At 64.9% G+C, this 26,167-nt stretch carries 21 protein-coding genes; 12 read left to right on the forward strand and 9 right to left on the reverse strand.

Annotated elements, in window-relative coordinates; genetic code table 11:
• Positions 1-76: 76 nt before the first annotated feature.
• The 4 genes from E4634_RS07410 to E4634_RS07425 form a co-directional block, all read right to left on the reverse strand.
• Positions 77-1,414, reverse strand: a complete 1,338-nt coding sequence (locus E4634_RS07410; RefSeq protein ID WP_135442366.1) for an oligosaccharide flippase family protein — start codon at positions 1,412-1,414, stop codon at positions 77-79.
• 96 nt (positions 1,415-1,510) lie between these two features.
• Positions 1,511-2,443, reverse strand: coding sequence for a DUF6473 family protein (locus E4634_RS07415; protein ID WP_135442367.1), 933 nt, complete (start codon positions 2,441-2,443; stop codon positions 1,511-1,513).
• The gene (locus E4634_RS07420) at positions 2,434-3,351 is read right to left on the reverse strand and encodes a sulfotransferase family protein (protein ID WP_167854812.1); all 918 of its coding nucleotides are present in this window, start codon (positions 3,349-3,351) and stop codon (positions 2,434-2,436) included. Before E4634_RS07420 ends, E4634_RS07415 begins: the two co-directional genes overlap by 10 nt.
• The gene (locus tag E4634_RS07425) at positions 3,348-4,556 is read right to left on the reverse strand and encodes a glycosyltransferase (protein ID WP_135442371.1); all 1,209 of its coding nucleotides are present in this window, start codon (positions 4,554-4,556) and stop codon (positions 3,348-3,350) included. The genes E4634_RS07420 and E4634_RS07425 overlap by 4 nt, the downstream gene beginning before the upstream one ends.
• Positions 4,557-5,395: 839 nt before the next feature.
• Between E4634_RS07425 and E4634_RS07430 the strand changes: the two genes are divergently transcribed.
• The 6 genes from E4634_RS07430 (at position 5,396) to E4634_RS07455 (ending at position 11,136) form a co-directional block, all read left to right on the forward strand.
• Positions 5,396-6,385 (forward strand): glycosyltransferase family 2 protein, encoded by a 990-nt coding sequence (locus E4634_RS07430; protein ID WP_135442373.1) that lies wholly within the window; start codon positions 5,396-5,398, stop codon positions 6,383-6,385.
• A complete protein-coding gene (locus tag E4634_RS07435) occupies positions 6,382-6,936 on the forward strand; it encodes a serine O-acetyltransferase (RefSeq protein WP_206046824.1) in 555 nt (184 codons plus the stop codon). Before E4634_RS07430 ends, E4634_RS07435 begins: the two co-directional genes overlap by 4 nt.
• Before the next feature lie 65 nt (positions 6,937-7,001).
• Complete coding sequence (locus E4634_RS07440; protein WP_206046825.1) at positions 7,002-7,976, forward strand: glycosyltransferase family 2 protein; 975 nt, start codon at positions 7,002-7,004, stop codon at positions 7,974-7,976.
• Positions 7,977-7,980: 4 nt separating this feature from the next.
• Positions 7,981-9,198, forward strand: a complete 1,218-nt coding sequence (locus E4634_RS07445) for a glycosyltransferase family 4 protein (RefSeq protein ID WP_135442375.1) — start codon at positions 7,981-7,983, stop codon at positions 9,196-9,198.
• Entirely contained in the window at positions 9,195-10,424 is a 1,230-nt protein-coding gene (locus tag E4634_RS07450; RefSeq protein ID WP_135442377.1) for a glycosyltransferase family 2 protein, read from the forward strand. The genes E4634_RS07445 and E4634_RS07450 overlap by 4 nt, the downstream gene beginning before the upstream one ends.
• Before the next feature lie 10 nt (positions 10,425-10,434).
• Entirely contained in the window at positions 10,435-11,136 is a 702-nt protein-coding gene (locus E4634_RS07455) for a WecB/TagA/CpsF family glycosyltransferase (RefSeq protein ID WP_491844333.1), read from the forward strand.
• A 256-nt stretch (positions 11,137-11,392) separates the two neighbouring features.
• Here E4634_RS07455 and E4634_RS07460 read toward each other — a convergent pair whose 3' ends face one another.
• Complete coding sequence (locus E4634_RS07460; RefSeq protein ID WP_135442381.1) at positions 11,393-11,899, reverse strand: VPLPA-CTERM sorting domain-containing protein; 507 nt, start codon at positions 11,897-11,899, stop codon at positions 11,393-11,395.
• Positions 11,900-12,274: 375 nt separating this feature from the next.
• Between E4634_RS07460 and xrtD the strand changes: the two genes are divergently transcribed.
• Together xrtD and E4634_RS07470 are read left to right on the forward strand one after the other, a co-directional pair.
• Positions 12,275-13,801, forward strand: a complete 1,527-nt coding sequence (gene xrtD, locus E4634_RS07465) for a VPLPA-CTERM-specific exosortase XrtD (protein WP_206046826.1) — start codon at positions 12,275-12,277, stop codon at positions 13,799-13,801.
• 77 nt (positions 13,802-13,878) lie between these two features.
• On the forward strand, positions 13,879-14,400 hold the full coding sequence (locus tag E4634_RS07470; RefSeq protein ID WP_135442385.1) for a serine O-acetyltransferase: 522 nt from the start codon (positions 13,879-13,881) through the stop codon (positions 14,398-14,400).
• A gap of 63 nt (positions 14,401-14,463) precedes the next feature.
• On the opposite strand, the gene E4634_RS07475 is transcribed toward E4634_RS07470, so the two are convergent.
• On the reverse strand, positions 14,464-15,615 hold the full coding sequence (locus tag E4634_RS07475) for a class I SAM-dependent RNA methyltransferase (RefSeq protein WP_135442387.1): 1,152 nt from the start codon (positions 15,613-15,615) through the stop codon (positions 14,464-14,466).
• A gap of 236 nt (positions 15,616-15,851) precedes the next feature.
• Here E4634_RS07475 and E4634_RS07480 point away from each other — a divergent pair, with 236 nt between their 5' ends.
• Positions 15,852-17,135 (forward strand): glycosyltransferase family 4 protein, encoded by a 1,284-nt coding sequence (locus E4634_RS07480; protein ID WP_206046827.1) that lies wholly within the window; start codon positions 15,852-15,854, stop codon positions 17,133-17,135.
• Between the two features lie 18 nt (positions 17,136-17,153).
• Here the strand turns inward: E4634_RS07480 and E4634_RS07485 are convergent, their stop codons facing one another.
• Complete coding sequence (locus E4634_RS07485) at positions 17,154-17,867, reverse strand: YebC/PmpR family DNA-binding transcriptional regulator (protein ID WP_135442391.1); 714 nt, start codon at positions 17,865-17,867, stop codon at positions 17,154-17,156.
• Between the two features lie 292 nt (positions 17,868-18,159).
• Here E4634_RS07485 and E4634_RS07490 point away from each other — a divergent pair, with 292 nt between their 5' ends.
• Complete coding sequence (locus E4634_RS07490; protein ID WP_167854813.1) at positions 18,160-19,410, forward strand: cytochrome P450; 1,251 nt, start codon at positions 18,160-18,162, stop codon at positions 19,408-19,410.
• A 36-nt stretch (positions 19,411-19,446) separates the two neighbouring features.
• Here E4634_RS07490 and E4634_RS07495 read toward each other — a convergent pair whose 3' ends face one another.
• Positions 19,447-20,652 (reverse strand): GGDEF domain-containing protein, encoded by a 1,206-nt coding sequence (locus tag E4634_RS07495; RefSeq protein ID WP_135442395.1) that lies wholly within the window; start codon positions 20,650-20,652, stop codon positions 19,447-19,449.
• Positions 20,653-21,131: 479 nt separating this feature from the next.
• Positions 21,132-22,019, reverse strand: a complete 888-nt coding sequence (locus tag E4634_RS07500; protein ID WP_135442397.1) for a LysR substrate-binding domain-containing protein — start codon at positions 22,017-22,019, stop codon at positions 21,132-21,134.
• A gap of 127 nt (positions 22,020-22,146) precedes the next feature.
• Here E4634_RS07500 and E4634_RS07505 point away from each other — a divergent pair, with 127 nt between their 5' ends.
• Together E4634_RS07505 and E4634_RS07510 are read left to right on the forward strand one after the other, a co-directional pair.
• On the forward strand, positions 22,147-23,700 hold the full coding sequence (locus E4634_RS07505) for an NADH-quinone oxidoreductase subunit L (RefSeq protein WP_135442399.1): 1,554 nt from the start codon (positions 22,147-22,149) through the stop codon (positions 23,698-23,700).
• Positions 23,697-26,153, forward strand: a complete 2,457-nt coding sequence (locus E4634_RS07510) for a YbcC family protein (RefSeq protein ID WP_135442401.1) — start codon at positions 23,697-23,699, stop codon at positions 26,151-26,153. Before E4634_RS07505 ends, E4634_RS07510 begins: the two co-directional genes overlap by 4 nt.
• Positions 26,154-26,167: the final 14 nt, after the last annotated feature.

The raw sequence follows: 26,167 nt of genomic DNA on the forward strand, positions 1-26,167 counted from the left end.
CTGCGCGAAGGCGCTCTCGCCGCAACTTGGGAAGTGGGCGGACCCGCCGGCGCTGGACCCGTGTAGTTTCAGCGGCTCACTGCACCGGCAGAAGCGCCGCCCAGTCCATCCGGAAATAGAGAATCGGCAGGGCAACGGCCAGGCTGTACGCCAACAGGCCCACATCCAGCCAGGGTACCCAGCCGGCGTGCTGTCGCGTGACCCTGGCCACCAGCGGGTAGGTAATCAGGCTGGTGGCGAAGAAGCTCGCCGCCACCCCGGCGACGCCGAAATAGCCCACGCTGAGCAGGATCAACAGCGTCTGTACCACCGCTGTCGTGGTCCCGATGGCGGCGTAGCGCCTGGAATCACCGGTGGCGAGGACTGACCCCTCGGACGTGGCCATGATGATCCTGGGTATAAAGCACAGCGCCAGCAGCATCAGGAAGAGCTTGGCGTCGTGATACCTGGCGTCGTAGAGAAAGCCAATCAGTTCGGGCCCGATGGCAGCGACCGCCAGGCTGGCGTTGACAAACACGAAGCTCACCGCGAAACGCGCCTTGATGTAGCGGGCGCGGTTCTGCGCCGAGGCTGCCGGTGGACTATGCACACACAGCGGGAATATCACCCGGTTGCCCACGGTGATGGTGAACATCCGCGGGAAGACGGCGAGCATATAGGCGATCGAGTAGACGCCGAGTTCCGCCGTCGTCAGGTTCAGGCCCAGTATCAGCCGGTCACCCTCGTTGGTCAGGAACACACAGGACGAACTCAGGAAGATCCACTTGCCGAAGTGGAACACCTCCTTGAAATACTGCGGGTCCCAGTGCAGCCGGTTGTACTTACCCGGCATGCAGAACGTGAATATCGCCAGCTTGAGCAACTCGGCGATCAGCCCGCCGATGACCAGCGCCCACACCGAACGCAGCCAATAGGCCAGGGCCACCAGCATCAACAGGGAGAGCACCTGGCTGCTCAGTTCGAGGATGGTCTGCCGCCGGAGATTCAGGGCGCGCTGGGCCATGGCCACATAGGTCGGGATGAAGGCCATGACGATGGCGTTGAGGCCAACGATAGGCAGGATCTGCAACAACAGCGGTTCACCGTAAGCCTGCGACACCGGGTAGGCGATCACGCAGAAACAGGCAAAGACGAAAAACCCCCGGGCCACGGTAAAGGTCCACACCGTATTCTGGAAGGCCATGTTATGCGCGTTCTTGCTCTGCATGATCGACGAGTGCGCCCCGATGTCGGTAATCATCTGCAGGCCGTAGGCGAAGGCATGCACCAGCGCCATCAGGCCGAAGGCTTCCGGGTATAACAGGCGGGTGAGAATCAGGTTGGACGCCAGGCGCAGCACCTGGCTGGCGCCGAGGCTGGTGATCGTCCAGAACGCGCTGGAGAGGGTCAGCTGTTTCAGGCTGCTCTGTTGCAAGGTTACCTCGGGTACTCGCTGTGGGCGTCACACGCCCGCTCCGGCGCTACCGCCGGCGGTGCCGCTATGGCATACAACGCGGAGATCGCCGGGCGCTCAGCCGGCGGTGGACAGGTAGTCCAGGATCATGCGCGCGGCATCTTCGTGCATGCCGGGGGACGGGTAGTAGTCGTTCTCGCTCCACATCGCCGTACCAAAGTCGTCGCGGTCGTCCGCCAGGCATACCTGCACCGGCTCGCCCGTCAGGCGGTGAACCAGCGGTTGCGGGCTGCCACGGCGAGTCGTGCACTTGATATAGGCGTCGCCCATGGCGGCCACCTGCGCCACCATACCGGCGTTGACCAGCTGCGGGTAATCGGCAAAGACATCCAGCACCCGGTCGAAGCCGATCTCGTAGTCCGGCTCCCGGCGCGAGAACCAGAGGATGACCTTGGGCACTGTAATCTGCTCGAGAAGACGCACATAGCTGTCGACCCAGGCGCTGCGCGTCTCCTCCACCAGGCGCTTGAGACGCTGCTTGCCCACCGCGCGACACAGGCTGCGCAGGCTGGACTGCGCAATCGGCGAACGCCGCCACAGGTAGCGCGATTCGAGGATCGAGTCCCAGGCCACGTCGGCACCCATCTGCTTGCCGTCACTGCGCCGTGTCAGCAACTCCAAGCCGCCGCTGCTGAACAGGTGGTTGTCCTCGCTGCGGCCCGACATGATCTGGATGATTGCCAGGCGCCCGCGATTGACGTAATCGATGACCTCGGGCTGTCGCGCAAAGAAGCGCGGGCCGGCGCCACCGTAACCCAGGTTGAGCACCGGTTCCCCGAGTTGCTCGGCGATCAGGCGCGGGTAGGGAGAATCGCAGAAACAGCCGAGGGTCTGGGCCGCGCCGACACAGCTGATGTAGCCGCGCGAACTGCGATCAAACTCCTGCGGACCGCGAAACCACAAGCCGGTCCCGTCCAGGGTGTACATCTGGTAGTCGACGACTTCGATGTCACGCCGCTGATAATTTGAACAGTGTTCCTCTACCAACATACCGGCCTTCCTAGCATCTGTTCCAACTTTACCCGCTGCTCCTCGAATTGCGCCGTTAGCGCCTCGCGCAGCGCATCCGACATCGGCGGAATTGTCGACTGGTTCTTGCGTTCGACATACGCCGACACCTTGCGTCGCAGGCCACCGGGCACGGCCTTGCGCCCGAGCCGCTTGAGCAGGCTGTCCTCCCAGATCAGGTTGCGCAGCCAGCGCGAGCGCGGCGCCGCGCCCACCATGCCGCTGCTACTGCAATCGAACTCGAAGGGGTCGTTCACACCCAGGTGCTCCAGCACCTTGCCGCTGAGCAGTTTCGGGTCGGCCTGGAAATCCCCATAGTCGAACACCGCGATCTGCTCCGGCGCGAACGCCGCGAAATAACGCTCCAACTGGTCCGCGTACATACTGACACGTCGATAGTGCCAATCCCAGCCCCAGCCCTGGGCGATCCGCGCATCCTCTGCCGCCAGCGCAGCCTCGAAGGTGAGCGGCTCGAGCTGTGCCATGACATTCATGTGGTAGTGCGAGTACATGCGCTCGGCTGGATTGCGGATAATCACCACGATACGCGCATCGGGACAGAACCCGGCCAGGCGCGCGGGCACTTCGGGCTGGTACAGGTAGCGCACCGACGCCTCCCCGACAATGGATGCGGTGCCCGCCGCGTTGAACAGAGCCAGGTAGGCCTGCTCGGAAGTCGTCGAGTATTTCAACAGCCGCTCGAACAGCACGTCGCCATCTAGCGGGCCGTTACAGGACGGTGTCGAGTCCGGGGGAAAGGCGAAGAAGTTCGGCTCCTTGGGCTGCGACATGAACACGCTGGGGTGCTGGTCCAGGTAGCTGGCCAGGGAGGTCGTACCCGACTTTGCCGCGCCTACCAGGAAGAAATTGGGTTTGATCAGTGCGCTCACAGGCGGTATTCGCGAGCCGCTTCGGGCGCACTGGTGGGCGACAGCTGCCCCAGGTGGTCACGGCGCAGCAACACCTCCTCGAAGCGCCGCGTGGTGTGCGATTCCATCAGTCGCTGCGCGTCGTCCGCCGATATCGACCAGCGTTCGCCCTCGACAAACTGCGCCAGAGCCGCTGACATCGCCGCGTCGGTGGGTGGGACGGCGCGGCCCAGCCCGTATTCCTGGGTCATCCAGCCCACGCTGCCAAATTCCGAGGCCAGCACCGGGGTGCCCGCGTTCGCCGCATGCAGCAGGATCGAGGATATCCCCACGTGGTTCGGGTAGCCCGCCCACATCAGGTCGATGGCGTGACAGAAGTGCCGGAAATCCTGGTCGGAAACGAACTCGTCACGCACGATGATGCTGCCGTCATCCACCAGCTCGGCGTGCTCCTCCAGTGTTTGCCGCGCACTGGGCGAGACCAGCCCAAACAACAACAGTCGCGCCTTGCCGCGCAGGCCGCTGCCGGCAAAGCTGCGGATCAGCAACTCGGTGCCCTTGCGTACTCCGAGGTCGCCGATCGAACCAATCAGGCAGTCATCCGCCGACAAACCCAGTGCGGCGCGCGCCTGCTGCTTGTCGAGATTCGACTCCGGCTGGTCGAACGGGTGCGGAATTTCCGTGATGGAGCGCCCCAGAAACGAAAGCCGCGGCCCGGAGGCTCGCACCGCAAACGGGTCCACCGTGTAGATGCGACTGCTGGCGGCGAGATCGAGGGCGAGCATGTCCGCGAGCAGGTAGACACGCTCGCGTTTACCGCGCCCCGGGTAGGCCTGGAAAATATTGTGCAGGATCAGGTCGGACCCGGACAGTGCGCGCAACTGGCGGCGCAAGCGGCGGTTGCCAAGCAGGCCGTGGAGCAGGAAATCGGCGCTAGGCACGACCAGCTGATCGCATTCGCGGGTATCGAGAATAGCCTCCAGTGCCTCGGCTTCCTGCCGCCCCCCGGGTCGCTTCTGGTGGCAGATCGGTACATCCAGGCAATACTCGACGTCGACTCCCGGATGCAGGGTAGCGAGCTTCTCCACCGCCTGCGGCGTATTGCCCGCTTCGCGCCCCACGGTCATGCGCACGCTGTGACCGCGTCGCGCATAGGCATTGGCAGCATAACTGGCGAAACCGAGAAAATGCCCGACAAACTTGGGCTCGTAGACGATGACTCGCATGGCTGGGATTACCGGCTCGGGCTATCTGTGCGGGATGTCGAAGCGCGCTGGCATGCGCCGCGCCTGCCGGAGGCAGCACAGGCATCGACGAGCCAAACACCGTGTCGTTTTCAAATTCACCCTCCCCCCCGGAAGGTTGAAGCGCATCCCTTGACCTCGAGCGCGTCTCGCGCTGCCGGAAAATGTAGACACACCGGATTCTCCACAACATGAACGATAATTTCAGATCGCAGCGCGCTGAATGGCCTCTGTGGGCTATTGCTACAAATGCCGGGTTGATCGCGATTTTTGCACATTGTCCCAGCTGCTGCGCGAGCCTCGAACGCGGGTAGTCAGCGCCGGGAAAAATGTGTTGTGACCCTATAAATACAGGGCGTTAGCCCATGCGGGTAGCTTTGCGCCCCAGGCGCGAAAATTGATAGCCCGACCGGGCCAATTCGCCTGAGGCGGCGATGTTTTGCGCTGCGAAATCGGGTACAACAAAACCGTGAATTTCGGTTTGGCGAAATGGATTCGCAAACCGCAATCGTTGCCTTCCCGATCGCACAGCCGCGCTCGGGACCCCGGACCGGGGCCGGCAACCATCTGTCGGGCATTACCCGGCGCACATCCAGACATCGAACACCGGGCTATCGTCGCGAGCTGTTGCTTTTGCGGCGCTGGGGACTTTTTGACCTCGAATTTCGTACAGAAAGGACGGGATACAGGCATGAACCGCGCGCGCGCGAACGCACACGCCAGATACGCAACAGCAGGTCTCGAGCAGCGCCGCCCCCGGCGCGCAACTCGCGCGCGTGCCTGTGCTTGCCCCTGGCGCATCGCAATACACGGGGGCGCGCATGCCTGACACTATCCCCGCCAACAGCCTCGGCGTCGCCATCGTCAACTATCGCACGGCCGACCTGGTCTGCCGCTGCCTGGCCGCCCTGGCCGTGGAAAAATCCGCATGGCGTGATTTCCATGTGGTGATCGTGGACAACGCTTCCGCCGACGATTCCGTCGCCATCCTCGAACACCACATCGCACAGCAGCAGTGGCAGGACTGGGTCACAGTCATCGCCGCGCCGCGCAACGGCGGCTTCTCCTACGGCAACAACATCGCGTTTCGCCGCCTCGAGGCGCTGCACTGCGACTACATCTGGATGCTCAACCCGGATACGCTGCCGCTGCCGGGCGCGAGCAGTGCGCTGCGCGACCTGCTGCAGGGCAATGCGTGCGTCGGCATGGCTGGCAGCCGCCTCGAGGACGAGGACGGCACCGCCCAGGTCTCCGCGTTCAACTACCCGACCCCGCTGGGTGAACTGCTGACCAGCAGCCGCCTCGGCCTGCTCGCCGAACGCTTCCCGCAGGCGGTGGTAGCGCCACCGGTGGCCGCGCAGGCACACCGCAGCGACTGGCTGGCGGGCGCCTCCATCATGTTCCCTGTCAGCCTGCTGCGCGAGGTCGGCTACATGGACGAGCAGTACTTCCTGTACTTCGAGGAAGTCGACTACTGCCGCAGTGTCGCTGCCAGTGGCCGGGAAATCTGGTACTGCCCGGACAGCCGCGTTGTGCACATGGTCGGCGCCGCCACCGGCATTTCCGACGAGCGCAAGCAGGCGCCGCGTCGTCCACGCTACTGGTTCGATTCCCGCCGCCGCTACTACCGCAAGAACCACGGCCTGTTCGCCGCGGTCAGTGCAGACCTGCTGTGGCTGGCGGGCTACTCGTCCTGGCTGGTGCGCCGTACCCTGCAGCGCAAGCCGAACAACGATCCGCCGTATTTCCTGCGTGACTTCCTGCGCTTCTCCCTGTTCGGCGATCTGTGCGATCGCGCGGTGCGCCCATGAACAGCTGGGGCGACATGGTGGCGTGCATCAAGGAGGACTGGCGCGCACACGGCAGGGACTGGACCAAACCCGGTTTCCGCGCTGTCGCCGTGCACCGCTTCGGCAACTACCGCATGCAGGTGCGCTCGAAATGGCTGCGCGCGCCCCTGAGCGTGCTGTACCGCATGCTGTACCGGCGGGTGCGCAATGTCTACGGCATCGAACTGCCCTATTCCGTTCAACTCGGTCGCCGCGTGGTGTTCGAGCACCAGGGCGCAGTAGTGATTCACGGCGACTCGGTCATCGGCGACGAATGCATCCTGCGCCAGGGAGTGACCCTGGGCAACCGCCACCTGGAGAGTCCGCGCGAGGCACCGGTGCTGGGCGCCAGAGTGAACGTCGGCGCCGGCGCCAAGATTCTCGGCCAGTTGAGTATCGGCGACGATGCCTGCATCGGCGCCAACGCCGTAGTGCTGAGCGACGTCGAGCCGGGCCAGACGGTGGTGGGTATTCCGGCCCGTCCGGTGGCTGTGAGCCGGGCGGGGCAGGTAAAGCAGGTGGGGTGCGCATGATGCCACAGGCCTGTGCCCAACTTTCCACTCCGCCCCAGAGCGCGCCGCAACCCGCGGCAATCGGCGTGGTAGCCATAGGTCGCAACGAGGGTGAGCGCTTCCGCCGCTGCGTGGAGTCGCTGGCCGGCATCGACGCGCCGAAGGTGTATGTCGACTCAAGTTCCACCGACGACAGTGTCGAACTGGCGCAGCAAAACGGCCTCGAGGTCGTGGAACTCAACCTGTCCACGCCGTTCACCGCCGGGCGCGCGCGCAACGAGGGCTTTGCGCGCCTGCTGCAAATAGCGCCCGACACCGAGTACATCATTTTCCTGGACGGCGACTGCAGTATCGAGCCGGGCTGGGTCGAAACCGCCCTGGCCGCCTTCGCGCACGACCCGCAACTCGCCATCACCTGCGGCAGGCGCCGCGAACTGCACCCCGAGGCCAGCCTCTACAACCAGCTGTGCGACCTGGAGTGGGATACGCCGATAGGCGAGGCCGCCGCCTGCGGTGGCGACTTCATCGCTCGTCGCCAGGCCTTCGAGGCCGTCGGCGGTTTCGACCCGGCGGTCATCGCCGGCGAGGAACCGGAGATGTGTTTCCGCCTGCGCAGCGCGGGCTGGTCCATACAGCGGCTGGACCACGCCATGACCGCGCACGACGCCGACATGCATCGCTTTGGCCAGTATTGGCAGCGCTCGGTGCGCTGCGGCCACGCCTATGCCCAGGGCTTCGCCCTGCACGGCGCTTCCGATGAACGCTACTACCACCGGGAAATACGCAGCCTGCTGGCCTGGGGGCTGGGCATACCCCTGCTGGTTGTCGCGCTGGCATTCTGGCAACCGCTGCTCGCCGGCCTCCTGCTGCTGGCCTACCCGCTCATGTGGCTGAAGATCTACCGCAGCGAGCGCCGGCGCGCACCGCAATTCCCGCGCCGTGTGATCGCCTGCCACGCCCTGTTCCTGCTGCTGGGCAAGTTTGCCCAACTCGCCGGCGCGGCGAAATACCTGCGCACGCGCCTGCAGCGCGGCGAGTTCAGGATCATCGAGTACAAGTAACGCCATGAAACTCGCCTACCTCGTCAACCAGTATCCCAAGGCCAGCCACAGCTTCATCCGGCGGGAGATTCTCGCCCTCGAGTCACTGGGGCACAGCGTCTCGCGCTTCGCCCTGCGCTCGGATGCGGCCGACGTGGTGGATGCCCAGGACATCGCAGAGCGCGAGCGCACTCGCTACATACTCAGTGGCGGCCCCGGCCAGTTCGCGCGCAGCCTGTTCGCCTGCGTGCGCAGCGCGCCGCTGGCGACCCTCCGGGCTTTCATCGACGCCTGTCGCATCGGCTGGGGTTCGGAGCGCGGCGTCCTGCTGCACCTGGCATATTTCCTCGAGGCCGCGGTGCTGGTGCAGTGGTGTCGCGAGGCGGAGGTGGAGCATGTCCACGCCCACTTCGGCACCAACTCGACCACCATCGCCATGCTCGCGCGCACCATGGGCGGCTGCGCCTACAGCTTCACCGTGCATGGTCCCGAGGAATTCGACAAGGCGCAGTTCATCGCCCTGCCGGAGAAAATCCGCCAGTCCAGTTTCACCGTCGCCATCACCTCCTTCTGCCGCAGCCAGTTGTATCGACTGGTGGAACACACCCACTGGGACAAGATCAAGATCGTGCACTGCGGGCTGGACGAGGATTTCCTGCGCGCAACGCCACTGCGCGAAGCCGCCAACGACGAGGAACAGGTACCGGTACTCACCTGCGTCGGTCGCCTGTGCGAACAGAAGGGACAGCTGTTACTCATCGACGCCGTGCGCGAACTGGTCAGCGCCGGACACCAGTTCCGCCTGGTGCTGGCGGGCGATGGCCCGATGCGTCCCGAGATCGAACGTGCAATTGCCGAATACCAGTTGCAGGACGTCGTCGCCATTACCGGCTGGATCTCCTCTGCCCAGGTGAAAACCTGCATCGAACAATCCAAGGCGCTGGTTCTGCCCAGCTTCGCCGAGGGACTGCCGGTGGTGCTGATGGAGGCGATGGCGCTGGGCAAGCCGGTACTGACCACCTACATCGCCGGCATCCCCGAACTGGTCGAGGAAGGGCGCAGCGGCTGGCTGGTGCCCGCGGGCAGCCGGGAGCGCCTGCGCCAGGCCCTGGAAGCGGTGCTGGCAGCGCCGGACGAGCAGTGTTCACAGATGGGCGAGGTCGGTCGCAGCCGCGTGCTGGCCGATCACGATGCGCAGCGCGAGGCGCAAACCCTCGCAAGCTATTTGGAGGCCTACAAATGATAATCAACATTCTACTTGGCCTGTTCACTGCGTTGCTCGCAGCCTGGGTGGCTATTTTCGCGCTGCAGATTCTGGCTGCACTGCGCGCCTGTCAGCGCGGGGACTCGATCTCGCAACTGGCTGCGGAACCTACGGATGCAGACAAAAACGTACATTGCAGCTACGCGGTATTGATACCCGCTCACGACGAAGCCAAAGTCATCGGCGCCACCCTGGATGCGCTGAACGAATCCCTGGATAGCCGCGGACGCATCGTGGTAGTTGCGGACAACTGCAGCGACGCGACGGCGGCCATCGCACGCGCTGCCGGCGCAGAAGTCATCGAACGTTTCAACACTGATCTGCGCGGCAAGGGTTTTGCGCTCGACTGCGGACTACGTCATCTGGCCGCACAGGCACCGGACGTGGTCGTTGTGTTCGACGCTGACTGCCAGTTCGCCGCAGCTGCGGACCTGCCAGCACTGGCAGAGGCGGCACTGAACAGCGGACGCCCGGTTCAGGCCCACTATGCCATGCGCGTGCGCGGCGATGAGGGAACCACACGCAAGGTCGATCACTTCGCCTGGCGCATCAAGAATTTCCTCCGGCCACTGGGCATGCGCTACCTGGGCATGCCCTGCCAATTGATGGGGACGGGTATGGCGTTTCCCTGGTCGCAGATCGCCAACGCGCAGATCGCCTCGGATGACATCGTCGAAGACATGTCGCTGGGCCTGGCCCTGGCCATGCAGGGAACCGCGCCCCTGTTCCTGCCCTCGGCCACGGTATGCAGCGATTTCCCCGACCAGGCCAGCGCGCGCACCAGCCAGCGCTCGCGCTGGGAGCACGGCCACATGCAGACGATTCTTTTCGTTATTCCGCCACTGCTGGGCAAAGCACTGTTGCGGCGCAATGGCGCGGCGGCCGGACTGCTGGCGGACCTTTCGGTTCCGCCACTGACACTGCTGGTCCTGCTCGTAGCAGTGCATGGTTCATTGTCCGTGCTGGCAACGCTTCTCACCGGCTGGCTTGGATGGGCTGCATTTGCAGTGGCGATCTGGCTGGCACTTGGGTTGAGTTTGTCGCTCGCCTGGCACCGTGTGGCGCGTGAAATCATTGGCTTCCGCGACCTCCTGGGGATCGCAGAATACCTGTGCGGAAAACTGCAGATTTACGCCAGCTTCCTGTTTGGCCGGCAAAAAACCTGGGTGAGGACCGAGCGCTATCGACAAGCAGAGGATTGTTGAAACCCGGCTGCTGAACTTTCACAGCCTGGACATGGACGAGTCTGTGGCACAGGTGCGCTACCTGAGCCGCAGTCCCGGACTCGACATCGTCATCACGCCGAATATCGATCACATGGTGCGCCTGTCGAACGACACCGGCCTGCTGCGCAAAATCTACGCCAGCGCACAACTGTGCCTGTGCGACAGCCGCATCCTGCAGAAACTGCTACGCCTGAAAGGCAAGATCATTCCCACGGTCGTACCGGGCAGCACGCTGACGGCAAAGCTGTTTGACGACGAGTTTTCCGCCAATGACCGCTTGCTGATCATCGGCGGCGAAGACAGTACCATCGCCACCCTGCGCGGGATCTACTGCCACCTGAATATCGATCACTACAACCCTCCCATGGGCTTCATCAGGGACGAGCGGGAAATCCAGGCGGCGGTGGACTACACCGTGGCCAGCGGTGCGAGCTTCATCTTCCTCGCGGTGGGTTCGCCGCAGCAGGAGTTGCTGGCGCAGCGCCTACGCAGTAGCGAGGCAATCGACGGGGTGGCGCTGTGCGTCGGCGCTTCCATCCTGTTCCTGGTGGGTTCGGAGAAGCGCGCACCGCAGCTGATGCAGACCCTGCACCTGGAGTGGTTCTACCGCCTGATCCAGGACCCGATGCGACTGGGGCGGCGCTACCTGGGCAATGCGCTCGGACTGCCGCGGCTGTACCTGCGCATCTGAGTCCCGTATTGAGCCTCCTTTAGAGGGGCTTTCCCTTTCGACCGACGCTTCAAGCCTCCTACGCACCAGTCATCCGGGTGTCTGCCACCCCGCTCCCATACAGCACTCCCGCACAGCCATCGTCCGCGCCCAGCCGCGCGGCGGCATGTAGCGATTTTTCCGGCCAACGTGAACGACTAGATCAGGTGGTGGTACCCGGCAAGCGCACAAATAAAAACGCCGGCGCAAGGCCGGCGTTCTGGAAAACTGCTGAAGCTCAGGCCGCCTGGCGCTTCCTGAACATGGCGAACCCGGCCAGTACGGAGGCGAACAACCAGACCGCCGCCGGCAGCGGCACCGCGTCAACATCGATGTGGGTCTTGATCTTGGCCAGCAGGCAATCGCCGACGCACTGGATGCTCAGGATGTAATCCATCCCGGCCATCAGCGACGCGGTGAGGCTGTTCACCGAGGACGTAAACCAGGTCAGGGCGGTGGGGTCGCTGAAATTATTCACGGAATCGATGGCGGCTAGGCTGTAGACGATGTCGACAGATTCCCAGGCCAGGATGTCGAAGCCGAAGATATTCATGATCGTGGTCGAGGTATCGGCGCCGCCGTCGATGGTGATGCCGACGTAGTCACCGGGGCGCAGGTAGGAACTCTCAACTGACCAGAGATAGGTGCTATCGCCGGGAGACAGCGTCAGCATGGCATCCAGCGTTGCCGCCTGGCCGGGGGCCGCGAAGCCACACAGCGCGATGCTCAACAGCGCAGCGCGCACCAAAGACCGCCGTACACCGGCAATCACCCTGCAACCGCGCATTAAACTAGCAACCATTGTCCCTGCCTCATGTTTACTCCATGCCTTACCTGCCAAGGTATCGTTCCACCCGCGGGCTCACAATGGCCCCTAAGGGCTAAAGCCATGCCCCTGGGGTCCACAAAAGCTAGTCATGGGCAACATTGAGCGAATGGCCGATGGGCAGGTAACGGTAGACCTGGCGCCGCACGGCAATAGCCCGCTCCTGCCAATCGCCTGCACAGCGGCAATCCCCTATGATACGGCTTCAATATGCCATCGCCTTGCCATGCAATCACCTCGCCATGCCAGTGCCTCGCCATTGACCCACCCTAGCCGGACCCGAAGATGACCCGAATGGATTCCGTTGGCTTGCGCTTCGTGATGTCGCTCGCACTCGCCGTGGCGCTCGCGGTGCTGTGCCGGGATGCGGTCGCGGTATGGGCGGAACGCATCGGCGAACCGCGCTACAGCCACGTCCCGCTGGTGCAGTTACTCGCGCTGTACCTGATCTGGATCCGCCGCGCCCATTTTGGCCCCGGCAATCCCGGTGCCTGGGTGGGCGTGGCCCTGGTGGCCGCCGCTTCCTGCGTGCTGCTGGTGGGTGTGGTCAGCGCCATCTGGTCGCTCATCCAGTACGGCCTGGTGCTGGTCCTGATCGGCTTTTTCTGGACCCTGTTCGGCGCGCGCGCGCGCATCGTCGCCATTCCCCTGCTGCTGCTGTTCATGACCGTCCCCCTGCCCTACATGCTCGACGTGCTGCTCTCCGGCCGCATGCAACTGCTCTCCTCCGACCTCGGTGCGCGCTTCCTGCGCGGGCTGGGCGTCACCGTCTTTCTGGAGGGCAATCTCATCGACCTGGGGTTCTACAAGCTGCAGGTGGTCGAGGCCTGCAGCGGCCTCAACTACATGTACCCGCTGATTGTCATCGGGCTGTTGATGGCATTCCTCTACCAGGCGCCGCTCGCCGCGCGCCTGATGCTGCTGGTCTCGACGATCCCGATCAGCATCCTGATGAACAGCCTGCGCATCGCCATCGTCGGCGTGCTGGTCAAGTACGTGGACAGCGAGGCCGCCGACGGCTTCCTGCACTATTTCGAGGGCTGGGTGATTTTTCTTTCCTGCGTGCTGCTGTTGTTGCTCGAGGTAAAGCTGTTCAACACGCTGCGCGGCGTGGAGGGCGGCGTCATGCGCTCGCTCAGCGCGCTGCCCGCCGTGCCGCCGCTGCCCGCGGCACAGGCGGGATGCCGGTTCAATCTCGCACCGGCGCTCGCCGCCACTGGCATCATTGCGGTCATGGCCGTTCTGTGTGTGATTTTCGTGCGCTCCGATGAACAGCCGCGCCCGCGTGTGGATTTCGTGTTGTTCCCCATGCACATCGATGGCTGGTCCGGCAGGCGCTTCCCGTTTGCCAATAACGAGGACGAAATGCTCGGGCTCAGCGACTACCTGCTCGCGGAGTACACCCGGGGCGACCAGGCGCTGGGCCTGTATATCGGCTACACCGCCTCGCAGCGCCGCGGCTTCGAACCGCACTCGCCCAAGGCCTGCCTGCCGGGCGCCGGCTGGGAGATCAGCGAGATGACCCTGGAGACCCTGCCCATGCCCGGCGGCGGCCAGTTGAAAGTGACCCGGCTGCTGATCGCCCACGGCCAGGAGCAGCAGATCGTCTACTACTGGTTCCGCCAGCGCGGGCAGGATTTGTCCAACGAGTACGCCATGAAGCTGGCCCTGCTGCGCGACTCGATCACGCGCAATCGCACCGACGGCGCCATCGTGCGCCTGCGCATGCCAGTGCAGGGGAGTGTTGCCAGCAGCGAGCGTGACCTGGTCGACTTCCTTGAACAGATGTACCCCTTGCTGCCACAGTACGTACCGGACTGAACAGGGGCTGCCGGGGACACGCTACAGAGCGCGGTGAAACCGGACACCGCGCTGTACACGCACAGAAAAGGAACGCCATGGACGCCGACAACGAGCGCGAGAGCGGGGACAACGTGGACTGGACCTCGCCCATCTGGTCGCGGGAGACGCCCACCCGTTTCTGGGACCCGGGGCGCAAGCTGCTCAAGTCCATCCGCGACTACCAGCGCATCCGCGACAACGGCGGTCCGTTGCGCCGGTTACGCAGCATCCTCTGCGTGCTACGCCACCGCTTCTGGAGCGCGGTCAGCGGCGCTGAAATCGACCTGTCCTGCAATATAGGCGGCGGCCTGCTGATCCCCCATCCCAATGGCATCGTCATCCACCCGGACTCCCGCGTGGGGATCAACTGCCTCATCTTCCAGCAGGTCACCCTGGCCGGTGGACCGCAGCTGGGCGACCATGTGGACATCGGCGCCGGCGCCAAGGTGCTGGGCAAGCTCCACATCGGGAACGACGTGCGCATCGGCGCCAACGCGGTGGTCACCCGCGACGTCGCCGACGGCCTGACCGTTGCCGGTATTCCGGCGCGGGTTATCGGCGAGTCCCCTGGCGACTGAGCAGCAATACCCACGGCAAATACCCACGACCAAAACCCACAACAAACCCGTCGATTGATCCGCTCAGGCGCGCGAAAAATGCGCGAGCAATTCCACGTGGGGCGTTTGCGGAAACAGGTCCAGCGGCTGCACCACTTCGGCGACAAAGCCCGCCTCCTGCATCACGCGTACGTCGCGGCAGAACGTGGCCAGGTCGCAGGACACGTACAGCACGTCGCGCAGGGCAGAGCGCGCACCGAACAGCGCCGGCGCCGCCTGCAGGCCATCGCGCGGCGGGTCCAGCAGCAACAGGCGGGCGTCGCCGTGGGCGCGCAGTAGCGGGCCATAGGCGTCGGCGGCGTAGAGGTCCTGTTGCACGACGGACACCCCCGGCAGGCCGAGCGCCGCCAGTGCGCTGGTCGCGGCGGCCACCGCCTCGACGGCGACGATGCTGTCGAACCCCGCCTGCGCCAGCACCCGGGTGAAGTTGCCCGAACCGGCGAACAGTTCCAGTGCCTTGCCGCCGCCGGCCAGAGGCGTCAGCCGCTCAGCGAGCCAGGCGCGCATGCGCGTATTCTGGGCATTGTTGCCCTGGCGAAAAGGCAGGCGCGCGTTTACCGACACGCCCAGTTCACCGTCGATATCGATACGCGTCCACTGCCCGCGCCGGGCCGGGCGCCACTGCTTCGCCGGCAGCGCTGCCCGCAACTCGGCCAGGTGGGCCGCCGTCGCGGCATCCAGCACGGGACAGGATTCGACATCCACCAGTTCGCGCCCGCCCTCGGCGAGAAAGCCGAGCCGGCGACCGTCGCTGCGCAACTGGGCGCGGTTGCGGTACCCCAGTTCGCTGTCGCTGGGGATGATCGGCTGTACGATGTCCTCGCCGATGCCCAACCGCGCCAGTTCAGCGACGACGCGCTGCTGCTTGGCCACGCATTGGGCGGGATATGCCACGAACTGCCAGGGGCAGCCACCGCAGTGCCGCGCGTCATTGCCGTGGTAGGCGCAGGGCGGCGTACGTCGCGGTGCGCCAGGCTGCTCGACAGCCAGCAACACGCCCCGGGCAAACCGGCTCTTTACCTCGGTGACGCGTACCTGGACCACCTCCCCCGGCCAGGCCCCGGGCACGAACACCACCTGGCCGCTGGGATGCTCGACAACCGCGTGGCCGCTGCCACCGAGGTCGCGCACTGACGCGGTAAATACCGCGCCCCTGACCAGCGTTGTCCGATCCATCCTGTATCTCCAGCAACATCGTGCTACGGCGAGACGGGCGTCTATGTCGGTCAGTGCTACTGCCCGCGCCGCCCGGCGAAAGCTCGCATTATCCCCAACCTGGCGGCCCGCGCCAGCCGTGCGCACAACGCGCTCCGGCAGCGCCGGGCGAAGCCCCGCAACCGCGGCTACCCACCCGGGTAACAGCCGGCCACCACCGGCAGGTTTATACTCGCTGCAAGATGAAGAAAATCCGAGTGTTACTGATCGCCGAAGCGGCCAACCCCGAGTGGGTGAGCGTACCGCTGGTAGGCTGGTCGCATGCGCGCGCACTGCTCGACGAGGTCGACGCCCACCTGGTCACCCAGGTGCGCAACAGCGACGCCATCGCGCGTGCCGGGCTGGTCGAGGGCGAGGACTTCACCGCCATCGACAGCGAGGTGGTCGCCGCGCCGATGCACCGGGTCATGTCCTTCATTCGCAAGGTCACCGGTCTCGGCTGGCAGTTCGACACCGCCATGCAGGCCATTCCCTACTACTACTTCGAACACCGCCTGTGGAAGCTGTTCGGCAAGCGCATCAAGGCTGGGGAGTGGGATGTGGTGCACCGCCTCACACCGCTCAGCCCGACCATTCCCAGCCGCCTCGCGGCGCGCTGCAAACGCGCCGGGGTGCCGTTCGTGTGGGGGCCGATCAATGGCGGTGTGCCCTGGCCGAAGGGCTTCGAGGACGTGCTGCGGCGCGAGGGCGAGTGGCTCACCTACGTGCGCAACGCCTACAAGCTCATGCCCGGCTACGCCAGCACCCAGCGCGACAGCGCGTGCATCGTCGCCGGCTCCATCGCCACCCAGTCGCAGCTTGCCCCTGAAGCGCGCGAGCGCTCGGTCTATATTCCCGAAAACGCCATCGACGAGGCGCGCTTCGGCACGCCGCGCAGCGGCCCGGTGAGCTCGCCGCTGTCGGTCGCCTTCGTCGGCCGCTTCGTCCCCTACAAGGGCCTGGACATGCTGATCGAGGCCAGCGCCGACCTGGTCCGGGCCGGCAAACTCAAGCTCGACCTGATCGGCGATGGTCCCGAGCGACCTGCGGTCCTGGCACAGATCGAGGCACTGGGGCTGGGCGACGGTATCGCCGCCGAGGGCTGGGTGGAGCACCGCGATCTGCAGGCGCGGCTGCTGCGTTCAGACGTGCTGGGCTTTCCCAGCGTGCGCGAGTTCGGCGGCGGCGTGGTGCTGGAGGCCATGTCGCTGGGACTGGTGCCGGTGGTCGCGGATTACGCCGGCCCGGCGGAGCTGGTCACCGAATCCACCGGTTTCAAGATTCCCTTCGAGAGCCGCGAACAACTGGTGGCGGGGACGCGGGCCGCGCTGGAGCATCTGGTCGCGCACCCGGAGCAGATCCGCCCGATGGGCGAACAGGCCCGCAACCGGGTGCTGGAAAAATTCACCTGGCCGGCCAAGGCGCGGCAGATGGTGGAGGTTTACCGCTGGGTCACCGGCCAGGGAGAACGACCGGATGTCGGCACGCCCTTCGCCAACTGAGCCGGCCGCACAACGCCGCTAGCCGACGTTGTGGTAGACCTTCTGCACATCCTCGACGTCGTTGAGCATGTCCAGAAACTTCTCGAACATCGGCTCGTCGTCGGCGGGTATCGGCGCGGTATCCTTGGGCACGAACTGGATCTCCTCCACCTCGAACTCGATCTCGCCGAAGGCATCGTTGAGCGCCGTGCGCACTCGGGCGAATTCGGTGGCCGGGGCGAACACGGTGATGTTGCCGTCCTCACACTCGATGTCGTCCACTTCCACGTCCGCCAGCATCAGCGCCTCCAGCACAGCCTCGTCGTCCTCTCCCGGGAAGACGAAAATGGCACAGTGATCGAAGGAGTGGCTGACGCTGCCCGGCGTGCCCAGCTTGCACTTGGTCTTGGTGAAGCACTGGCGCACGTCGCCGATGGTGCGGTTGGGGTTGTCGGTGAGGCAGTCGACGATCACCATGCAGCCGCCGGGGCCGAACCCCTCGTAGCGGGCGGCGGCGAAATCCTCGCCGGCGCTGCCCTGGGCCTTGTCGATGGCCTTGTCGATCACGTGGGTGGGCACCTGGTCGCGCTTGGCGCGCTCGATGGCACTGCGCAGGGCCAGGTTGCCGGCGGGGTCGACCCCGCCCTGTTTCGCCGTCACGTAGATGACACGCGCGTGCTTGCTGTAGACTCGGGCCTTCTGGTCCGAGGTCTTGGCCATGGAGACCTTGCGGTTCTGGTATGCTCTGCCCATAACGATTGCCGATCCGAAAAGCGCGGATTTTACCCCAGTCGCCGCCGCGCCAGCCACTGTGGCGGAGGTCCTGCGGCGCGACACAACTCACCAAGGGCCCGCCAGGATCCGAATGCCCCCCAGGGGGATGCACGGAGTGTTAATAAAAATACACCTGCTGTCATATCCTTGGGGGTAATTTCCCTTTAAATTATGGGCGTTTAACCTCCAGTTGAGCAGGCTCGCGCCCGCTGGAAACCCAAGCCCGCTGGAAACAAGAGAAGACCGGTAAACGATGAAAGCGCTTAGTGAAATGACTGTCACTGATCCGGGCATTGCCCAGGATCCCTACGAATACTACGCCCGGCTGCGCAGCGAAGACCCCGTCCACTGGGACGAGCAACTCGGCGCATGGCTGGTGACCCGCTACGACGATATCGTCGCCACGGCGCGCAATACGGTGGTGTTTTCGGACGAGATGCGGGTGTCAGACAAGGTGCGCTCGCCCTACCAGGACGAGGCCAACGCCTACATCGAGAGCAAGGGTTTCTACCTGCTGGACCCGTCGGACAGCTTCAAGGTCGACGGCGACCTGCACAAGCGCCGCCGCAAGCTGGTCTCCCACGCCTTTACCGCGCACGCGGTGGCGGCCATGGCCGACCGCGTGGCCGAACTGTGCCGCGAGCAGATGGCCACCTTCGCCGACGGCGGCGAAGTCGACCTGCTCAAGTCCTACGCCGTCCCGGTTCCGCTCAACGTGATCTGCGACGCCCTGGGCCTGCCCCTGGACCGCACCGCAGAAGTCAGCCGTGCCGCCTACTCCATGGTCGCCCGCGCCGGCGCCGGGGCCAACCGCGAGGAGGCCTTCCAGCACGCCGACAACGTCATGCAGCTGCAGCAGTTCGCGCGCGAGGCCATCGAGGAGCGCCGCAAGGAGCACCGCGGTGACCTGATCTCCCAGGTGGTGCACTCCGGCGCAGACCTGCCCCCCGAGGAGCAGCTGACCGAGAAGGAGCTGATCTCCATCGTCTCGGTATCCATCGCCGGCGGCGTGGATACCACCCGCAACACCATCGCCTACGCCCTGTACACCCTGGCCACCCGCCCCGAGCTGTTCAAGCGGCTGCAGGAGTCCGAGAACCAGGAGAAGGATATCGCCGCGTTCTGTGAAGAGACCCTGCGCTTCTACACCCCGGTGCCGGCACTGCCGCGGGTGGCGACAGAAGATACCGAGATCGGCGGCAAGGCGATCGCCAGGGATTCACTGGTGTTCCTGTGCTGGGCCTCGGGCAACCGCGACCCGGAGCGGTTCGAGAATCCCGACGTGTTCGACATCGACCGCACCACCTCGGCGCAGCACCTGGCCTTCGGCACCGGCGTACACCTGTGCCTGGGCGCCATGCTGGCGCGCAACGAGGTCAAGGCTGCCATCCGGCAGTTTGTGAATTCGGTGGAGTCGGTGGAACTCGCCGTCGCCGAGGACGACCTTGATTACAGCGAGAGCCTGGTCATCCTGCGCGGCCTGAAGAGCCTGCCGGTACGGCTGAAGATGAAGGCCGCCTGATGATGAAGGCCGGCTGAGATACCCGTGCCCGGGCTGTCAGTGTAGCGACAGCCCGGAACCCGGTTGCAGCCCGGCACTCGCCCCGCCAGCCTGGGCCAGGTTCGCCAGGATGTAGCGATTCCTGCCACTTTTCTTGGCCTCGTAGAGGCCGCTGTCGGCGGCCATCAGCAGGGCCTGCTTGTCCATGTTCATCTCTGGAACAACACAGGCCACGCCGATCGAACAACTCAGCGGTATTTTCTGGCCGTGCCATGTCGGGCTGGTCTGGCCGATGCGCTGCACCAGGCTCTGCGCCACTCGCGCGGCTGAGTCGTAGCTGGTGTCGGGCAGCATGGCCACGAACTCCTCGCCGCCGTAGCGCGCCACCACGTCGGTCACCCGCCGCACCTCCGTCTTCAGCACCGCCGCCACCTTGCGCAGGCACTCGTCCCCGGCCACGTGCCCGTAGGTATCGTTGATCTGCTTGAAGTGATCGAGGTCGATCATCAGGATACTGAGCGCGAGCTGGCTGCGCTGGCAGCGCTTCCACTCCTCCTCGAACCGCTCGTCGAAGTGCATGCGGTTGCTCAGCCCGGTCAGACGGTCGGTAATGCTGAGTTGCTCCAGTTGCTGTGCCCGTTCCTCGGCGATGTTGTGGTTCTTCACCGACTCCCAGTAGTCGTTGCGCGTGATCCGCGAGGCCTCCAGCACGTACACCACCGAGAACAGGGCCAGTGCCGCGAGGAGCACATTTTCCTCGCTGTCGCTGGCGAACATCACCAGTAGCGAGGGCAGGAAAATAAGCAGGGGGTAGGCGATGCCGACGGGACGCGAAATACTCAGCACCGCAGTGCCGCCAATCGCGAACGCGGCGAGAACGATCATGTACAGGTAATGCAATTCGGGGAAGTAGCCGCTCGATGAGATCCACGCCGAAGTCACCCCCCAGTGCAGCGCACCCACCAGCAGCAGCGCCACCAGCACCCGGTGCAGCCTGTCGGATTCAGCTGCGTCGTCGCTCTTCAGGGTTTTAAGGTAGTTCGACAGGCGCAGCAGCGACAGCGCGACAAAGATTGCAGTGTTGCCATAGAAGAACACCGGCGACGACTGGTGTACACCGCCCCACAGGGCAGAGATCAGCCACACCGCCAGGTACATACCCATACCGCTGCGCGCCCGCATGGCAAAATCCAGGTGAAACTGCCGTTTCAGTTCCGGATGCTTGTCCAGCGCGTTGCTGGTTCCAGTGTAGGTCAGCTTCATTCGATCTCTGGCATCATGCCGTATTCAATCGGGTCGTCACCGCTGGCGACCGCATCCCGCACCGGGATGTCAGCCACGTTTGGCTCAGGCAGATTCCAGGGCCGGGACCCGCCAGCGCGTGACGTATCCGTACACCACCCGCGCATCAATCGTACCCATCAAGCCGGTCGAACCCTGACCGAGCATACGGGATCCGGAGCCACCGCACCGGATATCTACCCGTAGTAGTACTATCGGAAAAAAAGCGGCCGACTTCAGCTAACCTCGAGAAATTATGTGACGCGCGTCTCGTCCGATGCCGGGCAATGTGCCGAATCAGGCAGTGTGTCACAACCCGGGGACCAGCTCACCCGCCTGCTCTCGCCAACAGTGTAGACCGTGCCAGATCTGCCCGACCGATTCGCGGGTCGCGAAGCGCGTTGGCGCAGGTATGGTCGCCGCATCTAACGGGCCTCACTACGCCGCTTCGCCCCACTCACTCAGGCATCGACCGGCTTGCGCGCGAGCAGCGCCTTGATCGCGGGCAACTCGAAATGCCGCTTGGCCGTGATTGCGTAAAAACTCTCAACCACATTGTCCAGCACGGCATAGCGCTCCAGGGCGCCGTTGCCCAGTTCGTCCTGCACGACCACCTCCGGCACCACGGCGACGCCGCCGGAGTCCCGGGCCAGCAGGCGCAACATCGCCATATCGTCCACTTCCGCAACGATTTTCGGTTCGATACCCAGTTCTTCGCACACCAGGTCGAACTGGCTGCGGATCTCGCTGCTGGTGCCCGGCAGCAGCAGTTCCGCCTCCGCGAGGTCCTCGGGAAAACGAAATGCCGCGGCGACGGGCCCGGGGGGGCCGACCAGGCAGACACTTTGCTGGGCGATGCGCTGGCACCGCCAGGGTGTGACCGCCTCCGACGCCACCGGGCGGTTGGACAGGATCAGGTCCAACTTGTGGACCTTCAGTTGCTCCAGCAACTCCTCGAGGCTGGCGGACTTGATCTCCAGCTTCACCCCGTCCTGGCCGATCACCGGCTTCAGGAAGTTCTCCTGGAAATTCCGCGACAGCGTGGCGACCGCGCCGATGCGCAGACGCTGCACCCGCTGCAGTTCTCCGCTTTCCACCAGGGCCAGCATCTCGCTGCCGAGGTTGAAGATGCTCTCGGCATATTCGAGGACCAGGTGACCCACCTCCGTGAGGCGCAGCACACGCCCGTCGCGGGTGAACAACTCGTGTCCCAGTTGCTCCTCGAGCAGCCGGATCTGCGTTGAAAGCGCCGACTGGGAGACGTGGAGCTGGCCGGCGGCCCGGGTCAGGTGGCCCTCCTTGGCGACCGTCCAGAAGTAAAACAGGTGGCGGAAGTTAAGATTGCGCACGCAATTATTCTCTTCTAAAGAACGTTATATTCCAAACCATATATTTTACAAAATACCGACCACACAGCAAGATCTCCGCGACTCCCGGTCACAGCAACACCAACCTGACACCCCCTGCGGAGACTTTATGCCAGACCCTTTTAGCGCATGGTCACTACCCTTGCTGTACTGCCTCGGCCTGCTGGCCGCATTCGGCCCCACGCAAAACCAGTGGCAGGTGGCCAGGACCACGGCGGGGCTGGCACTCCTGGCAACGATGATTGCTGTTGTCGGCAGCGCCATTGGCGCACAGTTCTATCCTTCCGAGCGCGACCGGCTGGCACTGACCCTCGCCCTGCTGGTGGCGTTACTGGGCTGGGTGATCGTGAACTATGCGGCGCGCTACCTGCAGGGGGAGCCCGAGCAGACGCGCTTCATCCGGGCCATGCTGTTCACCATCGCATGCGTCAGCCTGCTGGTGGTGAGTCGTCACCTGGCGGTGATCGTACTGGCCTGGAGCGGCACCAGTGTCGGCCTGCATTTCCTGCTCACCTACTACCGCGAGCGCAAGGCCGCGCAGATCGTGGCGCACAAGAAATTCATCGCCAGCCGCCTGGCCGACCTGTGCCTGCTGGTAGCCCTGGTGCTGGTCTGGAGCAGCGCCGGCACCCTGACCCTGGACGGCCTGGCCGCCCACCTCGGCAGCACCCCGGGGTTGAGCGCCGCGATGCACTGGGCGGCGGCGCTGTTTGCACTGGCGGCCATTCTCAGGTCTGCCCAGTTGCCCCTGCACGGCTGGCTGATACAGGTCATGGAGGCGCCGACGCCGGTGTCCGCCCTGCTGCACGCGGGCGTGGTGAACATCGGCGGCTTTGTCCTCATTCGCCTGTCCGACCTGGTCTCCGCCGCGCCTGTTGCCCAGGCGATGCTGGTGATCGCCGGCAGCCTCACCGCCCTGCTGGCCGGCCTGGTGATGATGACGCGGATCTCGATCAAGGTGCGCCTGGCGTGGTCCACCTGTGCCCAGATGGGCTTCATGCTGATGGAAGTCGGGCTGGGCATGTATGAACTGGCGCTGCTGCACCTGGTCGCGCATTCGCTGTACAAGGCATACGCCTTCCTGAATGCGGGGGAGACCGTGGCCGAATCCCGGAGCAATGATTTCGTGACACCTGTCCAAAAACGCCGCTCGTTGCTGTGGTATCCCACCGCGCTTATCGCCAGCGCAGCGCTGGTGGCCGGCTCGGCGAGCGCCTGGCAGTACCTGGTGCCCGGTTTCCACCTGCCCCTGGCCGCGTCGTTGATCGTGGCCCTGGGACTGGCACCCCTGCTGTGGTTCGAGCAGGACGCCTCACCTGTGCAGATCGCTCGCGGCGTACTCGGGGTTATCGGCCTCTCGCAACTGTATGCGCTCTGGCATCTGCTGTTCGCCGATCTCGCCCCGGCGGCAGTGGCAGGCGCCGGCTGGATGGTCACCTGGGCTGTCGCCAGCATCGGCCTGCTGTACGGCCTGCAGGTATGGCTGCGCCTTTACCCCCAGGGGCGGGTGTCCAGCGCCCTGTACCCCTGGGCCTACTGCGGCTTCTACCTCGATGAAACCTTCACCCGGCTGACCTTCCGGCTGTGGCCGGCCCGACTGCAGCCGCTGCGGGCGAGCAGCCCGGGCAACCCTCACCCCACTGAACTCGGAGAGATGCCATGAACGCACCGGCGACCCGCGCAATTATCGACACGCAAAGCGTACTCGAGGCCATCGATGCGGCCTGCGAGCGCATCGCACCCACCTGGCCGCTGGATCGCATGATTGCCGTCAGCCCCTACTGGGAACGCATCGACCAACCGTTCGACCAGGCCTGCAACGCCCTGGAAAAAATCGCCGGCTCCAGCCTGACCATGCCGCTGGCCTACTACCGGGAGCAGCTGGAGCGCGGCCATATCACGAAAAAAGACCTGAAAAAGGCCGTACGGGAAAGCCGCTCGTCACTGACCGTGCGCGATTTGCTCGGTGCGCTGCACGCTGCACCGCCAGCGCCGGTGCACGCGCCCTTGCTGAGCAGTATTCTCGACGCCGAGCGGGACCTGCACCACGAGCCCGCATGGTGCGACACCATCACCCACCAGGTCGCACAGTTCTGCGCCGCCTACTTCGACCGCGACCAGGCGGACTGGCATCCTGGGCGCGAGCGCCCGCTCTACGCCAGTTGGCGCGACAGCCTGACCCGGGATCACAGCGTGTCGCTGCTGATGAAAAACCCGCGCATCGCCGCCAGGGCAAGGACGCTGCAGGACACTCCCGAGGCACAGGTGGAGGCCGCGCTCCTGCAGTTGGGCGTGGCCCCGCAGCAGTGGCAGCAGTATCTGCAGAGCGTGATCATGCGGCTCAGCGGCTGGGCGGCATGGTGCGCGTACCAGCGTTGGCAGGCCCGACTGGCGGGCGGCGACGACCACACCCTGGTCGACCTGCTGGCCATCCGCCTGGGCTGGGAATGCCTGGTCGACGACGGCGAACGCGAACCCGGATCGGTCTGGCATCGCTGGCAGCGGGCCTGGAACGACCACTTCCATGACACCGGGGAGAACAACCTGCAGGTGCGCCTGCTGTGGCAACGCGCGCAAGAAATCAGCTACCAGGACCGGCTTTTCCAGCAGCTCGGGAACGCGGTGACTGCTCCCGCGACGGCGAGTACGCAGGTACAGGCGGTGTTTTGTATCGATGTGCGCTCGGAGGTGATCCGCCGCCACCTGGAAGCCCAGTCCGGCGGCATCCAGACGCTCGGCTTTGCCGGCTTCTTCGGCCTGCCCATCGCCTATGCGCCGCTGGGCACCCAGGCTTCCAGACCCCAGCTGCCCGGGCTGCTGGCACCGGCCCTGCACATTTCGGAAAGCAGCGGTGACCCCGGCATCGACCAACAAGTTGTGAAAGCGCGACAGGCTCATCTGCAACGCCAGGCCGGCTGGCGGCCTTTCCGGTCCCTGCCCGCGTCGGCCTTCACCCTGGTGGAGACACTGGGGCTGGGCTATGCCGCCAAGTTGATAAAAGACAGTTTACCGGGCACCGCCGGGCGCACTGCCAGTGATACACCACAGCTTGGTGCGGCCGACACCGGCCGGCTGCGTCCCAGCCTGAAGACCGCCCTGGGCGACAACGTGGCTGAACAGGCTGAGATGGCGTCCCGGGTGCTGGACAACATGGGCCTGTCCGGCAACCTGGCGCCGCTGGTGCTGTTGGTCGGGCACGGCAGCCAGACCCGCAACAACCCGCAGCGCGCCGGCCTGGACTGCGGCGCCTGCTGTGGACAGGCCGGTGACATCAATGCCCGTGCCCTGGCGGACCTGCTCAACGACAGCGCAGTGCGTGCCGAACTGGCCGGGAACGGCAGGTCCATTCCCGACACAACCTGGTTTGTGGCCGGCCTGCACAACACCACTACCGATGACATCGAACTGTTCGACACCGGGCTGGCTCCGGCCTGCCACACCGAGGCCCTGGCACAGCTGCGACAGCAGCTGCGTGCCGCCGGCTGCGCCGCGCGCAGGGAACGCGCGCCATCGCTCGGGCTGCAACAGCTGGCGGATCACCCCAGCAAGCTGGAAAAGGCGGTACGGCGCCTGGCCAACGACTGGGCACAAACCCGCCCCGAGTGGGGGCTGGCCAACAACGCCGCATTTATCGTTGCGCCGAGGTCGCGCACCCGCGATGTCGACCTCGGCGGGCGCAGCTTCCTGCATGACTACGATCCTCGCCGCGACCCCGACGGCCGCCTGCTGGAGCAGATCATGACCGCACCCATGATTGTCACCCACTGGATCAACATGCAGTACTACGCTTCCACCGTGGACAACCGGCGCTACGGCAGCGGCAACAAGATCCTGCACAACGTGGTCGGCGGGCGTATCGGGGTGTTCGAAGGCAATGGCGGCGACCTGCGTATCGGCCTCGCCCGGCAGTCGGTTCACGACGGCTCGGACTGGCGGCATGAGCCGCTGCGCCTGACCGTGGTCATCGAGGCCCCCCGCCACCTGATCGAACAGGTCATCGACAGCCACGAAATGGTCAGGAACCTGCTCGATCACCAGTGGCTGCACCTGGCCCGGATCGATGACCAGGGCATCGAATGCTACCGCCAGGGCCTGTGGCAAACCTGGACCTGGTAAGAATTAATAACCCG

The organism is Mangrovimicrobium sediminis (assembly GCF_004745945.1).
Lineage (GTDB): Bacteria > Pseudomonadota > Gammaproteobacteria > Pseudomonadales > Halieaceae > Mangrovimicrobium > Mangrovimicrobium sediminis.

Bases quoted from the DNA above. Each gene is read 5' to 3' on its own strand.
- E4634_RS07490 (WP_167854813.1), top strand. From the start codon at position 18,160: ATGACTGTCACTGATCCGGGCATTGCCCAGGATCCCTACGAATACTAC.
- E4634_RS07495 (WP_135442395.1), bottom strand. From the start codon at position 20,652: ATGAAGCTGACCTACACTGGAACCAGCAACGCGCTGGACAAGCATCCG.
- E4634_RS07510 (WP_135442401.1), top strand. From the start codon at position 23,697: ATGAACGCACCGGCGACCCGCGCAATTATCGACACGCAAAGCGTACTC.
- E4634_RS07445 (WP_135442375.1), top strand. From the start codon at position 7,981: ATGAAACTCGCCTACCTCGTCAACCAGTATCCCAAGGCCAGCCACAGC.
- E4634_RS07415 (WP_135442367.1), bottom strand. From the start codon at position 2,443: ATGTTGGTAGAGGAACACTGTTCAAATTATCAGCGGCGTGACATCGAA.
- E4634_RS07475 (WP_135442387.1), bottom strand. From the start codon at position 15,615: ATGGATCGGACAACGCTGGTCAGGGGCGCGGTATTTACCGCGTCAGTG.
- E4634_RS07430 (WP_135442373.1), top strand. From the start codon at position 5,396: ATGCCTGACACTATCCCCGCCAACAGCCTCGGCGTCGCCATCGTCAAC.
- E4634_RS07450 (WP_135442377.1), top strand. From the start codon at position 9,195: ATGATAATCAACATTCTACTTGGCCTGTTCACTGCGTTGCTCGCAGCC.
- E4634_RS07425 (WP_135442371.1), bottom strand. From the start codon at position 4,556: ATGCGAGTCATCGTCTACGAGCCCAAGTTTGTCGGGCATTTTCTCGGT.
- E4634_RS07485 (WP_135442391.1), bottom strand. From the start codon at position 17,867: ATGGGCAGAGCATACCAGAACCGCAAGGTCTCCATGGCCAAGACCTCG.
- E4634_RS07435 (WP_206046824.1), top strand. From the start codon at position 6,382: ATGAACAGCTGGGGCGACATGGTGGCGTGCATCAAGGAGGACTGGCGC.
- xrtD (WP_206046826.1), top strand. From the start codon at position 12,275: ATGGATTCCGTTGGCTTGCGCTTCGTGATGTCGCTCGCACTCGCCGTG.
- E4634_RS07505 (WP_135442399.1), top strand. From the start codon at position 22,147: ATGCCAGACCCTTTTAGCGCATGGTCACTACCCTTGCTGTACTGCCTC.
- E4634_RS07470 (WP_135442385.1), top strand. From the start codon at position 13,879: ATGGACGCCGACAACGAGCGCGAGAGCGGGGACAACGTGGACTGGACC.